The organism is Limnohabitans sp. (assembly GCF_046052825.1).
Lineage (GTDB): Bacteria > Pseudomonadota > Gammaproteobacteria > Burkholderiales > Burkholderiaceae_C > Limnohabitans.
This window is the reverse complement of record NZ_JAVLFP010000104.1, coordinates 25614-40338: the sequence shown is the minus strand read 5'-3', so window position 1 is coordinate 40338 and position 14725 is coordinate 25614. Positions and strand designations below refer to the sequence as shown.

The following is a 14725-nucleotide window of genomic DNA, read 5'->3' as shown; positions in this document are numbered from 1 at the left end:
ACGCCGATGACGCCTTCACACCCCCCGTCAGACGCGGCCACCACCACCTGCGACCTGTTGGTCGTGGGTTCGGGTGCGGGCGCGCTGTCGGCTGCTGTGACGGCGGCGCACTTGGGGCTCAAAGTCATCGTGGTCGAAAAAGACCCGCAGTACGGCGGCACCACCGCCTGGTCGGGCGGTTGGATGTGGATTCCGCGCAACCCGCTGGCGCTGGCCGCTGGCATCGCCGAGCCTTTGGAAAAACCGCTGTCGTACCTGCGCCATGAACTGGGTGCGCAATTTGACGAGACCCGTGCGCTGGCCTTTTTGACCCACGCCCCGAGCATGGTGCGGTTCTTTCAACAGCACACGGCCTTGCAGTTTGTCGACGGCAACAGCATTCCCGACTTCCATGGCCGCAGCCCCGACGCGGCCACCGGGGGCCGCTCGGTGTGTGCCGCGCCTTTTGATGGGCGTGCGCTGGGTCAGCGCATCGCGCAACTCAAACCGCCGCTGCCCGAGACCACGCTGTGGGGCATGGGCATTGCGTCGGGCGCCGACCTGCGGCATTTCTTCAACAGCCTGCGCAGTTGGGCCTCATTCGCCCACGTCACCCGCCGCGTTGTGCGCCATGTGCGTGACCTGCTCTGGCATGGCCGAGGCATGCAGTTGGTCAACGGCAACGCCTTGGTCGCCGCCTTGGCCAAGTCGGCCTTCGATGCCGGCGTGGACCTGCGCGTCAACAGCCCCGTGGTGCGTTTGCTCACGCAAGGGCAGGGTGATGCGCTGCGCGTGTGCGGTGCCGTGGTGCGCACGCCGCAAGGCGAACAGGGGGTGCATGCGCGACGCGGGGTGGTGCTGGCCACGGGCGGCTTTCCGCACGACCCTGAACGCAAACGCGCCTTGCTGCCACACGATCCGCAAGGCGACGCGCATTTCTCAGCCGCCTCGCGTGGCAACACCGGCGACGGTTTGCGCTTGGGCGAAAGCCTGGGTGCGGTGGTGGCCAACGACCTGCGCCAAGCGGCTGCCTTGGCACCGGTGTCCTTGGTGCCCCAAGCCGATGGCAGCGTCACCCACTTTCCGCATTTGATTGAGCGCGCCAAGCCCGGGCTGATCGCGGTCACGCGCTGGGGCCAACGCTTCACCAACGAGGCCGACGCGTACCACGACGTCATGCAAAGTCTGATTCAGGCTTTGCCAGCGGGCGAGCCCGTGCAAGCGTGGCTGCTGTGCGACCACCGCTTCATCCGCCGCTGGGGCTTGGGTGCGGTCCAACCGGCTCCCATGCCGTTGGCTCAGTGGCTGGCCAATGGCTACTTGCAACGCGGTGCCAGCTTGCAAGAACTGGCCGAGCGGTGCGGCATTCAGGCCGACACCTTGCAAGCCACGGTGGCGCGCTACAACGTGATGGCCCACACCGGCAGCGACGCCGAGTTTGGCAAAGGCGAAACGCCCTACAACCGCATCCAAGGCGACGCCACGCACACTGGCTCCAACCCCTGCATGGCCCCGCTGCAACAGGGGCCGTTTTACGCCGTGCGCGTGGTGGCGGGCAGCTTGGGCACTTTCGCAGGCTTGCGTTGCAACGCACACGCCCAGGTGCTCAATGCCCAAGGCCAAGCCATTGCGGGTTTGTACGCCGGGGGCAATGACATGAACAGCATCATGGGCGGCCACTACCCCAGCGGTGGCATCACCCTCGGCCCCGCCATGACCTTTGGCTACATCGCTGCCCACCACGCGGCGGCACAACCCCTGAGCGACACATTTTTCAAAAGGACGTCCATGTATTACGAACTCGCCACCCTGACCCTGCCGTTTGGCACTGCGGCCCAAGCCGCTAAAAATGTCGAAACCTTTGCCGCCCAAGGCCAGGGCGAATTGCTGGGCTGCTGGTTCACCGACATTGGCACCTTGAACCAAATGGTGGTCTTGCGTGGCTTTCATGACTTGGCCAGCTTGCAAGCCGAACGCCAGCGCACCCAGCTCAACGCCAGCCCGTTTGGCTGTGGCGAGATCTTTCAATCGCTGGAGCAGCACAGCTACCAAGGCTTTCCATGGATGAAGCCGGTGCGCCCCAGCGCCGAGAGCGGCATCCACGGCCCGGTGTATGAAATTCGCACCTATGGCATCCAACCAGGGGGTGTGCAACCCACCCTCGACTTGTGGGAAGAAGCCGTGCCCGCGCGCGACAAAATCTCGCCCTGTGTGGTGGCCATGGTGGCTTTGGACGGCCCGCTGCGCTTCACCAACATCTGGGCCTACCCCTCGCTGGATGCGCGCGCCAAAGCCCGCGCCGACTCGGTGGCCCAAGGCATTTGGCCGCCCAAAGGCGGGCCTGCATGGCTCACCACTGCCATGACGTCCACCATCGCCCTGCCCACGGCGGTGTCGCCTTTGAAATAAACCTGAGGGCTTGCCATGTCACGCATCTACTCGCAGGCCTACCTCACGGCCGAGGCTTCCTCTGCGCCTGACGCCATGGCGCACGCCGTGCAGTTGGGCTACAGCTTTGTGGGCTTGCGCTTGCTGCCCAACGCACCGGGCGGCCCCTGTCAGCGTTTGCTGGGCGACAAAGCCGTGCTGCGCGAATGCCAGGCGCGCTTGGCCGACAGCGCTGTGGGTGTGTTTGATTTAGAGATCATCCGCATCGGCCCTGGGTTTGACCCCAACCATTACCTGCCCTTGCTTGAGGTGGGAGCCGCGCTCCAAGCGCGCGCGGTGTTGGTGGCCGGTGACGACCCCGACTTGAACCGCTTGAGCGACCACTACGCCCAGTTGTGCGCGCTCATGCAGCCCTATGGCATGACGGCCGATTTGGAATTCATGCCTTGGACGGCGGTGCGTCACGCCCGCGACGCCTTGCAGGTGGTCACCACCGCAGGGCGTCCGTCCAACGCGGGCATCTTGGTCGACGCCCTGCATGTGGCCCGCTCCGACACCTCCTTGGCTGACATCGCCGCACTGCCGCGCGAGCTGCTGCACTACGCCCAAATTTGCGATGCCCCCACCACCAACGCCCGGGGCAGCACCGACTTGAGCGTGGACGACATGATCCACACCGCCCGCTGCGAGCGTTTGTTGCCTGGTGAAGGGGCGATTGATTTGCGCGCCCTGTTTCAGGCCTTGCCGCCCGACCTGCCCATCAGCGTGGAAGTGCCCCACCACGTGCGTGCCCGCGCCGTGGGCGACTTGGCCTGGTCAGGCCAAGCCTTGGCGGCAAGCCGTGCTGTGCTTGAGCGGTGACACTCACCTTTGTTGCCTGCGCAGTCCTCCAAGCAAGTCCTCACCGAAGCCTGTTTCAAGAGCGGCAATAATTCGCCGCTTCAAGCAGCGATTAAAGCTTGTGGCGCACCGTGCCGATACCAGCTGACCTGCCCAAAGAGGATGCGCGCTGCGTGTTGGCTTCGGGCGTCTCATCTGATGCACCCACTCAAAAGTGAATGGCTATGAAAAAATATTTACGCTTAATCATCGAGGTTGTTCTGGGTCTGCTGTTGGCAGGCGCGCTGGCTTTGGCCTATTGGAGCTACAACGGTAAAACCCATGCCATGCACGAGCTGACCGACGTCAGCGACGAAGTCACCGAAGCGCAAGAAGAGCTGGAAAAACTCACCAAAGAGTTGGCTGAGGCCAAAGAAAAAGTTGAAGAACTTGAACCCGCTGCCAAAGAGCTGGCGGCTGTCAAAGACTCGTTCGCCAACGGCGTGGTGCTGCAAGACTACGAAGCCTTCATCAAAGCACAAAAAGGCCAAATCATCAGCGAGCGTCAATTGGGTTTGGGTGCTTTGCGCTTGTTGACCAAGGGTGCCCAAGACCCTGAGACGGTGAGCGCCTTCCAGAAAGCGCTGGAGATGGCCGAATGGTCGTCACGCCTGAAGTCGATTTGTGCGGCGCAAAACGCCTTGGCAGCAGCGGGTCAAAAAGTCAAAGTGCTGGCCGACTGTGCGGCAGACAAAGAAGAAGGCCATGCCAAAAAAGGCCATGCGGTGCATTGGGACTATGCCGGTGACATGGGACCTGAAAACTGGGGTGACGAATTCCCCACCTGCGGCAAAGGCATGAAGCAGTCGCCCCTGAACATTGCGGGACCTTTCGAAAAATCGAAAGACACGCTGGTGGTGAACTACAAAGAAGGTCCGCTGAAGATCTTGAACAACGGCCACACCATTCAAGTGAATGTGGAGCCTGGCAGCACGCTCAAGATCAACAAAGAGGTCTACAACCTGTTGCAATTCCACTTCCATCGCCCCAGCGAAGAACAGATTGATGGCAAACCCATGGCCATGGTGGCGCACTTTGTCCACAAAAATGCCGACGGCAAGTTGGCCGTGTTGGGCGTGTTGCTCAACGAAGGCAAAGACAACGACGCCATCAAAGTCTTGTGGGACAACGCGCCCAAGAGCGAAGGCCCTGAAGTGATGCCTGAGAAAGTCAAGTTCAACCCCGGCAACCTGGTGCCTGCGGCCCTCACGCACTACAGCTACGAAGGCTCACTCACCACACCACCTTGTACCGAAGGCGTGAACTTCTACATCCTCAAAACCACCGTGGACATCGCCAAGAAACAAGTGGCCGACTTCCCCTTCAAGCGCAACGCGCGTCCGGTGCAACCGCTCAACGGCCGCAAGATCAACGCCAACTGATCGGCCGCCCGTCTCCAAGTTCAACGCCTGCTGATGCAGGCGTTTTTTTTGAGCCATGAAAAAACCCCGCCGAGGCGGGGTTGTGCGTTCTAAGCCGGGGCTTTAAATCAGCTTCAAACGCTCAGACGACGGCACCACACGGGTCAGGCGCACGCCATAGCGGTCGTTCACCAACACGATTTCGCCCTGGGCCACCACCGAGTTGTTGACCAGCAAGTCCAGGGGCTCGCCTGCAATGCGGTCGAGTTCGACCACGCTGCCTTGGGTCAAACGCATCAGGTCTTTGATCTTGATTTGAGCCCGTCCCACTTCGATGGACAAAGTCACCGAAATGTTTTGCAACACCTCGGGGTTGATGTTGCCCGGTGACATCGGTTTGAAGTCTTCCAGAGAAGGATCTTCGTCGTCATCGTGCGTGGGTAACTTCAAATCATGCGCATCAGCAATGTCCGCATGTTCGTCTTCTGCATGCGCTGGATCTTCAGTTTCAGCGCTAGGGTTTTCAGTTTTTTCAGTCATGGTGTGTCCTGTCTCTCAAAGTTTGCCGTGAACGTGTTCGTGGTCAATTTGTACTGCCACTTGCGAGCCGCGTGTTCCCACGTTGACGTGGAAGGTCGGCACGCCGTTGGCGGTCATCAACGCGGTGTCTTCTTTCTTGAAGAACAACAACTCGCCTTCTTGCAAGTTGTTGAGGTGGTGCAAGGTGGTCTTGATTTCACCCATCGAGACTTGCAGTTCCAGCCGTGCGTCTCCCACAGCGGCAGCCAAGTCTTTGCGCCATTTGCGGTCCGACTCTTCGTTGCCTTCACCGCTTTGGACGCGGCTGCTGAGCAATTCACGTATGGGTTTCAACGTGGCATAGGGGTAGACCAAGTCGATGAAGCCTTTGCCGCCGCTGACGGTGGCATCGGCTTCAAAGCGGCTGAGCACCACCAAGTCGTTTTCGTCGGCGATTTGGGCAAACTGCGGGTTGATCTCAGAGCTCACATGCTCGCACTCGATGGGCATCAAAGGCCCCCAAGCTTCGGTCAGTGAGCGAAAGAACACTTCCAGAATGATTTTGATGATGCGGGTTTCAGTCGGTGTGAACAACCGACCTGAGGGGAGGTCGCCGACACCTTTGCCAAAACCGCCAAAGAAACTGTCGAGTGAGCTGAACACCACATTGGGGTCGATGATGATCACCGAGTTGCCCCGCAGCGGGTTCATGCGCACGATGTTGACAGACAGCGGGGCTTTGAGTCCCTTGAGGTAGTCACCAAACTTCAAGATCTGAACCCGTGTGGGGTTCACCCTTGGGCTGGTACGCAACACTTCGAGCAAACCCAGACGGAACAGTCGGATGAAGCGCTCGTTGATCATGTCGACCGACGAAACGTTCACACCCAGGCTGCTGTCCTCGCTGGCCAGGTCGTGTTTGCGCACCCGTGCGCGGGTGTTGAAGCCCGTGTCGGTCTCGATCGAACCGTCGCGCACCCCGTCAGACAGGGCGGCCAGTTCTTCTTGCGAGAGCAGGTTGGATTTCATGGATAGGGCTTACTGCATCACAAACGAAGTGAAAAACACATCTTCAATGCCACCGAAGTCTTCGTACTTCATCAGCATTTCGTTCATCACGTCTTTGATCTTGGCCGCCAGTTCGGTGCGGAAGTTGCCCTTGGCTGTATCGGCTTCGGTGGACTGGCGCATCACATCCAAGATCGCCGAGCGGATGGCGAACTCATGTTTTTTCACGTTGTCAAAGACACGTGCGTCGTAATGTGTCATCACGGCGATCTGCACCACCATCACTTTTTTGCTGTTGGTGATGTTGGTCATGAACTCCTTGTCGATCTGAAGGTAGGTGTTTTCAAAGCGGGTGGCTTCGGCTTCCTTCTTCACCTTCGATGGGCCTTCGGGCATGGCGCGTGCCTCTTCGGCGGCTTTGTCGAGTTCGTCCACTTTCTCATGCGCGGCGGCTTCGCTCTTGTGGGCGAAATAACCCGACATGAACAGGGTGCCAAACACCACTGAGACGATCAAAAGAATGACCGACAAAGCAATCACGGCGATGAGAAGAATCGGTTTCTTCTTTTTCGGTTCGCCTTCTACTTCTTCGGTTGCGGGTGCTGCTGCTTCTGCCATTTTCGTACTCCTGTTGTTCCAGATTGTCGTGCGTCATTTATGCATAAAGGTCAAGCAAGGACGCATTGGCCTTGGCGGACACAGCGTCAGCATTGGGGGTGCTGGAACTGTTCTTGACTTGCGAGATTGAATTTTCGCCAACTTCAGGCTGTTTGGACGAGCCCCCAGATGGGTTTTGTTGCGCGCCACGGCTGTCATGCCCGATGCTGAATTGGCCCGTATGAATGCCAAAGTTTTCAAGTGCTTCGCGCAAACGTTGGGTGCTGTTTTGCAGCAAGTCACGTGTGAGCGGGTTGTCGGCTTGGATCATGGCATGGAGCTTGCCATCTTTCATTTCAAGCTGAATTTCAACGCCTCCCAAATTGGCAGGCCGCAAACCAAACTTCATCTTCCATTCGCCATCGCTGAGTTGTTTGTGCATGCGCGCTGCCATTTCGGTGGCCATCTTGTCGCTGAGTTGGTCGTAGACCTCGCTCATGTGCACGTCAGACGTGGCGTGTGTGCCCGCTGTGGCCGTGTTGGCCGGCAGCACTTGGCGTGGCAAGGCTTGGCCAAATGCGCTGCCCGAGGTGTCACCCCCTGAGGCTTGTTGTTGTGCGGTGTCGCCACCTGCGGCGCCTTGCTCAAAACTGGCGGCCAGTGCGCTGATGTCTGGTTCGCTCAAGCCGGGACCCATCAAAGACAACACCGATGCGGTGCTGGGGGTGTTGCTGGCCACCACGATCGGTGCGACAGCGGGTGGCAAGACCGTGATTTGAATCTCTTGAATGCTGGCCAAGTCGTTAGGCGTCAAACCTTGCAAGGCAGCACCCAAGATCGGAGCTGCTGTTGCGGCAGCCGTCGCGGCTGTGTTTGCCGCAGCGGCTGCCATCAGTCCCGCGTTGGGCAGTTGTGACGCCAGGGGGGTGACGGTGACCGTGGGCGAGGAGGCCGCCAGTTTGTCCGCCAGTTGGGCAGCGGGTGTGTTCAAGGCCACGGTCAGACCGTTGGCCGTGTCTGAGGCCCCAGGCGTTGCCGCCATGGCTTGAACTTGTGCGGTGTCCGTGGGCCCCATCAGCTTTTGGATGGCCGCTTCATCCAAGCCCATCGACTTGGCGAAGGCGGTCAAGCTCTCTGGACTGGGCGCTTGGCGGGGGTCGGTGATGATGCGCACATGGGGGCTGAGCTCTACCGTGCGCAAAGGGGTGGTGGCATCGCTGCTGGGCAAAGCCACGTCTTTCAAATAAGGGTTGCCTTGCAAGGCTTGAGGCCGGACTTCAGCGGCGCTAGGTGTAGCCAAGGGCGTTGCAGCCACTGCGGTGACCATTGCTGCCGCGTTGATCCCATCTGGAACGGTCACCCTGGTGGGGTCTGGGAGCGTGGGCGAGGGCGTTGGCGTGTGTGCCGCGGCTTTGTTCGCTGCGCGTTTGCTCACATGGCTTGGCGCGGATGCCTCTGCGGTGTCCACTGGGGTCTGGGCCGTTTGATCTGTGTGTATGCGAGCGCGCGCTGCTTGATCTCTGTCCATGCCGTCTTGTGCCTGCCGATCGGCCGCTTGCATGTATTTGTCATCGGCTTGGGCTTGGGCATTGGCCCGGGTGATGCTGTCCGCAGGGGCCGGAGCGGCAAAAGCTTGCCGCTGACTCTGAGGCATGCGCTCAAACTGCCGCGCCATGATTTTGGCGAAGTCCAACCCCAGGCTGTTGCCCGGCACAGGGCTCACCCCCGCTGGCGCCCCTGTAGGCGCCGTGGTGGTGGACGTTTGTGACGCTGGCGGAGCCGGCGGCATTTGGAGGTAACTGGACAGGTTCATGTTGGTTCAAATCGAGTTGGCCCAGGAGTAAAGCAAAAACCGTGACAGGACAGTTCTTGCCGTTTCTCGTGCGGGCGGCTCACCCTGTCAGTTTAGGTTGGCACATCGATTGCTTGAGGTACTTGCCGAGGAAATCATTTCTCGACAAAAAGAAACCTAAACGTTCAACTTTCAACTGGATGCCACTGATGAGCACGCTCACTCTGTCAACGATTCGACAGAACTTGTCAAAGTTTGACCTCAACGGACTGAGTATTCCGGTGGTGGTGCTCGTCATCATGGCGATGTTGGTGTTGCCGTTGCCGCCTCTGTTGTTGGACTTTTTGTTTACTTTCAACATCATGTGCAGCTTGGTGGTCATCATGATCGCCATTGGCACCCGCAAACCGCTTGAGTTTTCTTCTTTCCCGACCGTGTTGTTGTTTGCCACCATGTTGCGCTTGGCGCTCAACGTGGCATCGACCCGCGTGATCTTGGTTCATGGCCATGAAGGCGCCCATGCCGCTGGCAAGGTGGTGGCCGCGTTCGGTGAGTTTGTGATCGCCGGTAACTATGTGGTGGGTTTCATCATCTTTGCAATTCTGATGATCATCAACTTTGTGGTGGTGACCAAAGGCGCAGGCCGCGTGTCTGAAGTGAACGCGCGTTTCACCTTGGACGCCATGCCTGGCAAACAAATGTCCATCGACGCCGATTTGAACGCTGGCGTGATCGACCAAGAAACAGCCAAAAAGCGCCGCGCTGAGTTGGCCCAAGAGTCGGATTTCTTTGGCTCCATGGACGGTGCCTCTAAATTTGTCAGTGGCGATGCCATGGCCGGTTTGTTGATTCTGTTGATCAACTTGGTTGGTGGCTTGATCATCGGTGTGGCACAACACGACCTGCCAGTGGGCGAAGCCGGCAAGCTCTACACCTTGTTGACCATTGGTGACGGCTTGGTGGCGCAAATCCCGTCGCTGCTGTTGTCCTTGGCCACTGCCATTGTGGTGACCCGCGTGACCACATCCGAATCGATTTCAGAGCAGGCCTCTAGCCAGTTGGCCAACCCGACGGCACTGTTCATTTCTGCCGCTATTTTGGTGGTGCTGGGCATGGTGCCTGGCATGCCGCATCTGATGTTCATCACCTTGGCCGTGGCCTCTGCAGGTTTGGCACTGATGATCGTCACCCGCGAAGTTCAAGACGAACAAGCTGAACAAGCCGTCAAAGATGCAGAACCGGTCGATGCCCCCAAAGAATTGGACTGGGACGATGTGGACCAAGTCGATCTGATTGGTTTGGAAATTGGCTACGGCCTGATTCCCTTGGTCAATGCCGAGACCGGTGGCGAATTGATGAACCGCGTCAAAGGTGTGCGCAAAAAGCTGTCCGCTGAATTGGGCTTCTTGGTCCAGCCGGTGCGCATTCGCGACGACCTCAACATCGATCCCGACGCCTACAACATCGTGCTCAAAGGCGTGGTGCGCGGCAAGGGCGAAGTCAAGGTGGGACGTGAACTGGCCATCAACCCTGGTCATGTCTACGGTCAACTCGAAGGCATTGCCACCCGCGAACCCGCCTTCGGTTTGGAAGCCGTGTGGATCGAACCGTCACAGCGCGACCAAGCTCGTACCTTGGGCTACACCGTGGTGGATGCGGCGACTGCCATTTCGACCCACCTCAACAAAGTGCTGCGTGAAAACGCCTCTGAAATGTTGAGCCACGACGAAACCCAACAACTGCTCGACAAACTGGCCGCCAAGTCACCCAAGATCGTGGAAGACCTGGTGCCCGGCAAGTTGTCTTTGGGCATCTTGACCCGCACCTTGCAAAACCTGTTGTCCGAGTCGGTGTCGATCCGTGACATGCGCACCATCGCCGAAGCCTTGACCGAGGCCAGCACCCGCACCCAAGACCCGGAGCAACTCACCGCCATGGTTCGTCCCAAGTTGGGCCGCATGATCATGCAAAGCTTGGTCGACAGCGACAGTGGTTTGCAAGTCATGACGCTGGAGCCCTCGCTGGAGCAGCTGCTGCACAACGTGTTGCAGCAAAGCCAACCGGGTCAACCCGTGGTGATGGAGCCAGGCTTGGCCGAGAACTTATTTGCCGGTTTGCGCGAAGGCGCGCGGACCGTGGAAGACATGGGACACCCTGCTGTGCTGGTGGTCTCTCCCGTGATTCGTGGCTGGCTGTCCAAAGCGGCCCGTTTCCGCGTGAACGATTTGACGGTGCTGTCTTACAGCGAAATCCCAGATGACCAGGCTGTCAAAGTGATCCACACCGTGGACGCCAAAGCCCGTTGACCCCTTGAACCCGATAACAACTTTAAAAACTGAGTGAGCTGACACATGGAACTGAAACGAATCCTTGCCCGCGATGCACGTTCCGCCAATGAAAAGGCGGTGGCCCAGTACGGCCCAGACGTGATGGTCATCTCCACCAGTCAAGTCAATGGTCTGACCGAATTGATCGTGGCGGTCGACTTGGCCCCGCTCACGCCAGAGGAAGCTGAACCCTTTTTGAAGACGGATTTCGTGCGTCCTCACAGCTTGAAGCCCACGCCCAAGTTCGACGTGTTGTTGGGCCAAACCTTGGAGCACAACAAACGCTCCTCACGCGAGCGCCAAGCCACGCAAGTGGCCAAGCCCTTGGTTGAAATGTCGGCAACGCCCGCCCCGCGCATGGCCACCCAAGCCAAATCGTTGCCCCACACAAGCACCAAGCCGGGGGTTGAAGCGTCGGAAGTGGCCAAGGCACAAGAGCACGACAGCCTGCGTGGCAAAGAAATTGTGGCGCTGGTGCGTGAAGAGCTGGCGTCTTTGCGTCGCGAATTCAAGCTGGGCCAACAAATGGCGGCATGGCAAGGCAATATGCCATTGCCTCCTGCACTCAACCCTTTGCGCGACGCCCTCAACGACGCACCCATCCCCGTGGCCTTGCGTGCCTTGCTGATTGACAGCATCAAAGACCACGACAACCTGGCCGATGCCATGGGTGCCTTGCACCGTCAGCTCAGCCACGCTGTGGAACAAGAGCAAGCCGAGACTCCTTTGACCGGCATGCACGTCTTGGCCGGTCCTTCGGGCGCCGGCAAATCGCTGATGGTGGCCCGCTTGGCCCAAAGTGCCGCGGTACAACACGGCTGCGAACAAGTCATGGTCATCAGCTTCCAAGACCAGCGCGCTGGCGCTTGGAACCAAACCCAATTGCTCAGTGCGCAGTCGGGTGTGGATTGCTTCCGGGCCACCAGCGCTGCAACGCTCAAATTGTTGCTGGAAGAGCACGCGGGTCGCCGCTTGGTCTTGATCGACATTCCGGGCGTTCAAATGAATGAGCGCTTGGCGGACATCCGAGCCATCCAAGCGGGTGTCCAGTGCCACGCGGTGGTGCCCGCAGACGCCTCCGCTGCGACCTTGCGTCGCGTGTTTGAAAACACCGACAACCCCTGGGCCAGTTTGATGTTGAGCAAGCTCGACGAAGCCAGCCAACCCTGGGCCTTGCTCCAGTTTTTGACAGAAAAAACATTGGGTGTGTCCGTGGCCAGTCGTGGCGAGCGCACCGCCGACTTGGTGCAAGACGTGGTGTTGAGTGACCTGGTGCAGCGTGCACTCGAGCATTTGCCATTGACTTCACCCGAGGTCATGCCCACTGCCGCACGCGATGCCGCGCTGAACAACTTGGCGGCTTCCAAGCTGTCGCAAATTGCCGCCCGATTCCAACCCGAAACCACAGGTCTGAGCCATGAGTAACTCTCGCAAAACAGAAGTCATCGGCATTGCCAGTGGCAAAGGAGGCGTGGGTAAGACCACCACCTCGATCAACTTGGCCGTCGCCCTGAGTCAAATGGGGCACAAGGTCATGCTCTTCGACGCCGACCTCGGTTTGGCCAATGCACAAATTGCCTTGGGCGCGCGCGCAGAGTTCAACCTCGGGCACTTTTTGGCCGGGCAAAAAAGTCTCAACGACATCATGGTCACCACGCGCCAAGGCATCCGCTTGATTCCGGGCGCTTCGGGCATGCAAGAGTTGGCGGCATTGAGTCAAATGCAAGCGGCCAGCATCGTGCAGTCGTTCGGTGTGTTGGCAGACGATGTGGACTACCTGATCGTGGACGTCGCTGCCGGTATCTCACCTTCGGTGCTGTCATTCTTGGCGGCCTGCCAGCGTCGTTTCATTGTGGTCAAAGACGATCCATCGTCGATTGCCGACGCCTACGGCACCATCAAGATCTTGACCAAAGAAATGGGTTTGAACGAAATCTACCTGGTGCCCAACATGGTCCACAGCCAATCTGAAGGTTGGAAGCTGTACAAAAAGCTCAACGACGTGTGCGTGCGCTTTTTGGGTGAGCCTGTGCATTACCTGACGTCGATTGAAGACGATGAAATGGTGTTGCGCGCGCTTAAAAAATACCAATCGGTGCTCGAACTCGCACCCGGCAGTGGCGCGTCGCGTGATTACCGTCGCTTGGCAGAGGCGTGTACCCAACTGCGCCCCCTGGGCCACCTCAGTGGTGGAATGCAATTTTTCATGGAGCGGCTGATTCAAAACAGTCCGGCAGACGCATGAAGTCCATGTCCCCCGTTCAAATGTACGAATCCTGCAAGCCCAAGGGCGAGGATTTGGTGCTGGCCCATTTGGGGCTGGTCAAGCGCGTGGCGCTGCACCTCAAAGCGCGTATCCCTGCGTTCATGGAACTCGACGAGTTGATCCAAGTAGGCATGATCGGTTTGCTGGAAGCGTCGCGTGCCTTTGACCCCGTCAAGGGCGTGGAGTTTGAAAACTTTGCCCACAGCCGGGTGCGCGGCGCCATGCTCGATGAGGTTCGGCGCTTGTCGTTCCTGCCCCGCTCGGCGGTAGCGTTCAACAAATCACACAACGAAAGCATCCACACCTTGGCGGCTGAGTTGGGCCGGACACCGACCCAGTCTGAGATTGCCGACTACATGGGCAAAGACTTGGAAGATTTTCACAAAGAGCGGGGCAAAGCCAAGCGCTTTGAAACCTACTCGATGGAGGTGGTGACCGAAGAGGTCATGAGCATCGCCGACGATTCTTCGCAGCAGCCAGACGTGATTGTGGAAGAGGCCCAGTTCATGGACGCGGTCACGGATGCGATTGCCGAGTTGCCTGAGCGTGAACAACTGGTGATGCAGCTCTACTATGTGGAAGAGTTCAACCTGAAAGAGATTGGCGAAACCTTGGGCGTGAGCGAGTCACGCGTGAGCCAAATCCTCTCTTCGGTGGTCAAAAAGCTCAGAGGCACTTTGAAAGTGGATGGAGGGGAGTCGGATAAACCCGCCATGAGGAGACAAGCATGAGCAACTTCATGATGAACATGATCTCCTGGGTCTTGTTGTTGTTGGTTATTTTGACCCTGTACTTGATTGACAAGGTGAACCACTTGGCTGCGATGTATGAGCCGCCCAAGCCTGAGCCGCTTCCCGAACCTGAAGCGCCTCCTGCAGGTGATTTGTTGTTTGCCGGTTTAGAAGGTAAAAAACTCTGGGACGCCATGAACGGCAAAGCGGTGCAAGGCTTTGACACCAGCTTGTTGGATTCACTGCGGCCCCACTACGAGCCGATTTTGCGTGAGCACATCAGTGCCACGTTCAAAGATGGGGTGGACGAGGCCAGCGAGGCGGAGGCCAAGACACCCAGCTCGCAACGGCAAATCGACACCGTGCGCGGCCATGTGCAGTCATGGTTGCCGCCTCAACATTTGGGCAGCATCTACCGCACGGGGGTGGAGTTTGGCGGAGCCTATGCCAAAGACCCCAACCCCGATGTGCTGGCGCGCTTGAAAGAAACCTTGGACAGTGTCACCACCATGCTCTATCAGCGAGTTGGCGTGCCTCTGGATGTGCCGTACTCTGAATTGTTGCTGTCGCCAGCTGCCGAGCCCGAACCCACGGCGGATGACATGCTGGCCTTGACCGACCAGAGCGACCAAGCCGAAGTCTTAGAGGGGATGCCAGACTTGGCCGCTCAAGAGTTGGCGCAAGGTTTGGAACATGCACAAGAATATGAAGAGCAGCAGCGGCAAGACCTTGCCGCCGCCCACGATGCTGAAGTGATCGAAGTCAATGCTGCGCAAGCCGAGCTCAAGCCTGTCTAAGGAAAACTGACTGTGGCTGTCTTTCACCTCAAGTTTGTGCCCTCGCTACCGATACTGCCTGTGTCAAGTAGAAAACACAGG

12 protein-coding genes are annotated in these 14725 nt (G+C 58.7%); 8 read left to right on the top strand and 4 right to left on the bottom strand.

Translation table 11 applies throughout. From position 1 onward, the window contains the following. Window positions 1–6: 6 nt before the first annotated feature. The 3 genes from ACKWJN_RS16780 (at window position 7) to ACKWJN_RS16770 (ending at window position 4628) form a co-directional block, all read left to right on the top strand. Entirely contained in the window at window positions 7–2388 is a 2382-nt protein-coding gene (locus ACKWJN_RS16780) for an FAD-dependent oxidoreductase (protein ID WP_408598817.1), read from the top strand. A 15-nt stretch (window positions 2389–2403) separates the two neighbouring features. Beyond that, on the top strand, window positions 2404–3228 hold the full coding sequence (locus tag ACKWJN_RS16775) for a sugar phosphate isomerase/epimerase family protein (protein ID WP_408598815.1): 825 nt from the start codon (window positions 2404–2406) through the stop codon (window positions 3226–3228). 203 nt (window positions 3229–3431) lie between these two features. Then, window positions 3432–4628, top strand: a complete 1197-nt coding sequence (locus tag ACKWJN_RS16770; RefSeq protein WP_408598814.1) for a carbonic anhydrase family protein — start codon at window positions 3432–3434, stop codon at window positions 4626–4628. 102 nt (window positions 4629–4730) lie between these two features. Here the strand turns inward: ACKWJN_RS16770 and fliN are convergent, their stop codons facing one another. From fliN to ACKWJN_RS16750, 4 genes are read right to left on the bottom strand one after another with little or no spacing between them, the layout of a single operon-like run. Continuing rightward, window positions 4731–5147, bottom strand: a complete 417-nt coding sequence (gene fliN / locus ACKWJN_RS16765; protein ID WP_408598813.1) for a flagellar motor switch protein FliN — start codon at window positions 5145–5147, stop codon at window positions 4731–4733. A gap of 15 nt (window positions 5148–5162) precedes the next feature. Then, window positions 5163–6155, bottom strand: a complete 993-nt coding sequence (gene fliM, locus ACKWJN_RS16760; RefSeq protein ID WP_408598811.1) for a flagellar motor switch protein FliM — start codon at window positions 6153–6155, stop codon at window positions 5163–5165. 9 nt (window positions 6156–6164) lie between these two features. Continuing rightward, window positions 6165–6752 (bottom strand): flagellar basal body-associated protein FliL, encoded by a 588-nt coding sequence (gene fliL, locus ACKWJN_RS16755; RefSeq protein ID WP_408598810.1) that lies wholly within the window; start codon window positions 6750–6752, stop codon window positions 6165–6167. Window positions 6753–6789: 37 nt separating this feature from the next. After that, window positions 6790–8544, bottom strand: a complete 1755-nt coding sequence (locus tag ACKWJN_RS16750; protein WP_408598809.1) for a flagellar hook-length control protein FliK — start codon at window positions 8542–8544, stop codon at window positions 6790–6792. Window positions 8545–8732: 188 nt separating this feature from the next. On the opposite strand from ACKWJN_RS16750, the gene flhA reads away from it, so the two are divergent. Genes flhA through ACKWJN_RS16725 form a run of 5 tightly spaced genes read left to right on the top strand, consistent with a single transcriptional unit; the run spans window position 8733 to window position 14644 of the window. Next, window positions 8733–10829 (top strand): flagellar biosynthesis protein FlhA, encoded by a 2097-nt coding sequence (flhA, locus tag ACKWJN_RS16745; RefSeq protein ID WP_408598807.1) that lies wholly within the window; start codon window positions 8733–8735, stop codon window positions 10827–10829. A gap of 45 nt (window positions 10830–10874) precedes the next feature. Beyond that, the gene (locus ACKWJN_RS16740; RefSeq protein WP_408598806.1) at window positions 10875–12275 is read left to right on the top strand and encodes a hypothetical protein; all 1401 of its coding nucleotides are present in this window, start codon (window positions 10875–10877) and stop codon (window positions 12273–12275) included. Beyond that, the gene (locus tag ACKWJN_RS16735; protein WP_408598805.1) at window positions 12268–13095 is read left to right on the top strand and encodes a MinD/ParA family protein; all 828 of its coding nucleotides are present in this window, start codon (window positions 12268–12270) and stop codon (window positions 13093–13095) included. The genes ACKWJN_RS16740 and ACKWJN_RS16735 overlap by 8 nt, the downstream gene beginning before the upstream one ends. 5 nt (window positions 13096–13100) lie before the next feature. Continuing rightward, window positions 13101–13847 (top strand): RNA polymerase sigma factor FliA, encoded by a 747-nt coding sequence (gene fliA / locus ACKWJN_RS16730; RefSeq protein WP_408598803.1) that lies wholly within the window; start codon window positions 13101–13103, stop codon window positions 13845–13847. After that, window positions 13844–14644 (top strand): hypothetical protein, encoded by an 801-nt coding sequence (locus ACKWJN_RS16725; protein ID WP_408598802.1) that lies wholly within the window; start codon window positions 13844–13846, stop codon window positions 14642–14644. Before fliA ends, ACKWJN_RS16725 begins: the two co-directional genes overlap by 4 nt. Window positions 14645–14725: the final 81 nt, after the last annotated feature.

What these genes read in the sequence shown, in the direction of transcription:
- ACKWJN_RS16780 (WP_408598817.1), top strand. Translation starts at nt 7, where the DNA reads ATGACGCCTTCACACCCCCCGTCAGACGCGGCCACCACCACCTGCGAC.
- ACKWJN_RS16775 (WP_408598815.1), top strand. Translation starts at nt 2,404, where the DNA reads ATGTCACGCATCTACTCGCAGGCCTACCTCACGGCCGAGGCTTCCTCT.
- ACKWJN_RS16770 (WP_408598814.1), top strand. Translation starts at nt 3,432, where the DNA reads ATGAAAAAATATTTACGCTTAATCATCGAGGTTGTTCTGGGTCTGCTG.
- fliN (WP_408598813.1), bottom strand. Translation starts at nt 5,147, where the DNA reads ATGACTGAAAAAACTGAAAACCCTAGCGCTGAAACTGAAGATCCAGCG.
- fliM (WP_408598811.1), bottom strand. Translation starts at nt 6,155, where the DNA reads ATGAAATCCAACCTGCTCTCGCAAGAAGAACTGGCCGCCCTGTCTGAC.
- fliL (WP_408598810.1), bottom strand. Translation starts at nt 6,752, where the DNA reads ATGGCAGAAGCAGCAGCACCCGCAACCGAAGAAGTAGAAGGCGAACCG.
- ACKWJN_RS16750 (WP_408598809.1), bottom strand. Translation starts at nt 8,544, where the DNA reads ATGAACCTGTCCAGTTACCTCCAAATGCCGCCGGCTCCGCCAGCGTCA.
- flhA (WP_408598807.1), top strand. Translation starts at nt 8,733, where the DNA reads ATGAGCACGCTCACTCTGTCAACGATTCGACAGAACTTGTCAAAGTTT.
- ACKWJN_RS16740 (WP_408598806.1), top strand. Translation starts at nt 10,875, where the DNA reads ATGGAACTGAAACGAATCCTTGCCCGCGATGCACGTTCCGCCAATGAA.
- ACKWJN_RS16735 (WP_408598805.1), top strand. Translation starts at nt 12,268, where the DNA reads ATGAGTAACTCTCGCAAAACAGAAGTCATCGGCATTGCCAGTGGCAAA.
- fliA (WP_408598803.1), top strand. Translation starts at nt 13,101, where the DNA reads ATGTCCCCCGTTCAAATGTACGAATCCTGCAAGCCCAAGGGCGAGGAT.
- ACKWJN_RS16725 (WP_408598802.1), top strand. Translation starts at nt 13,844, where the DNA reads ATGAGCAACTTCATGATGAACATGATCTCCTGGGTCTTGTTGTTGTTG.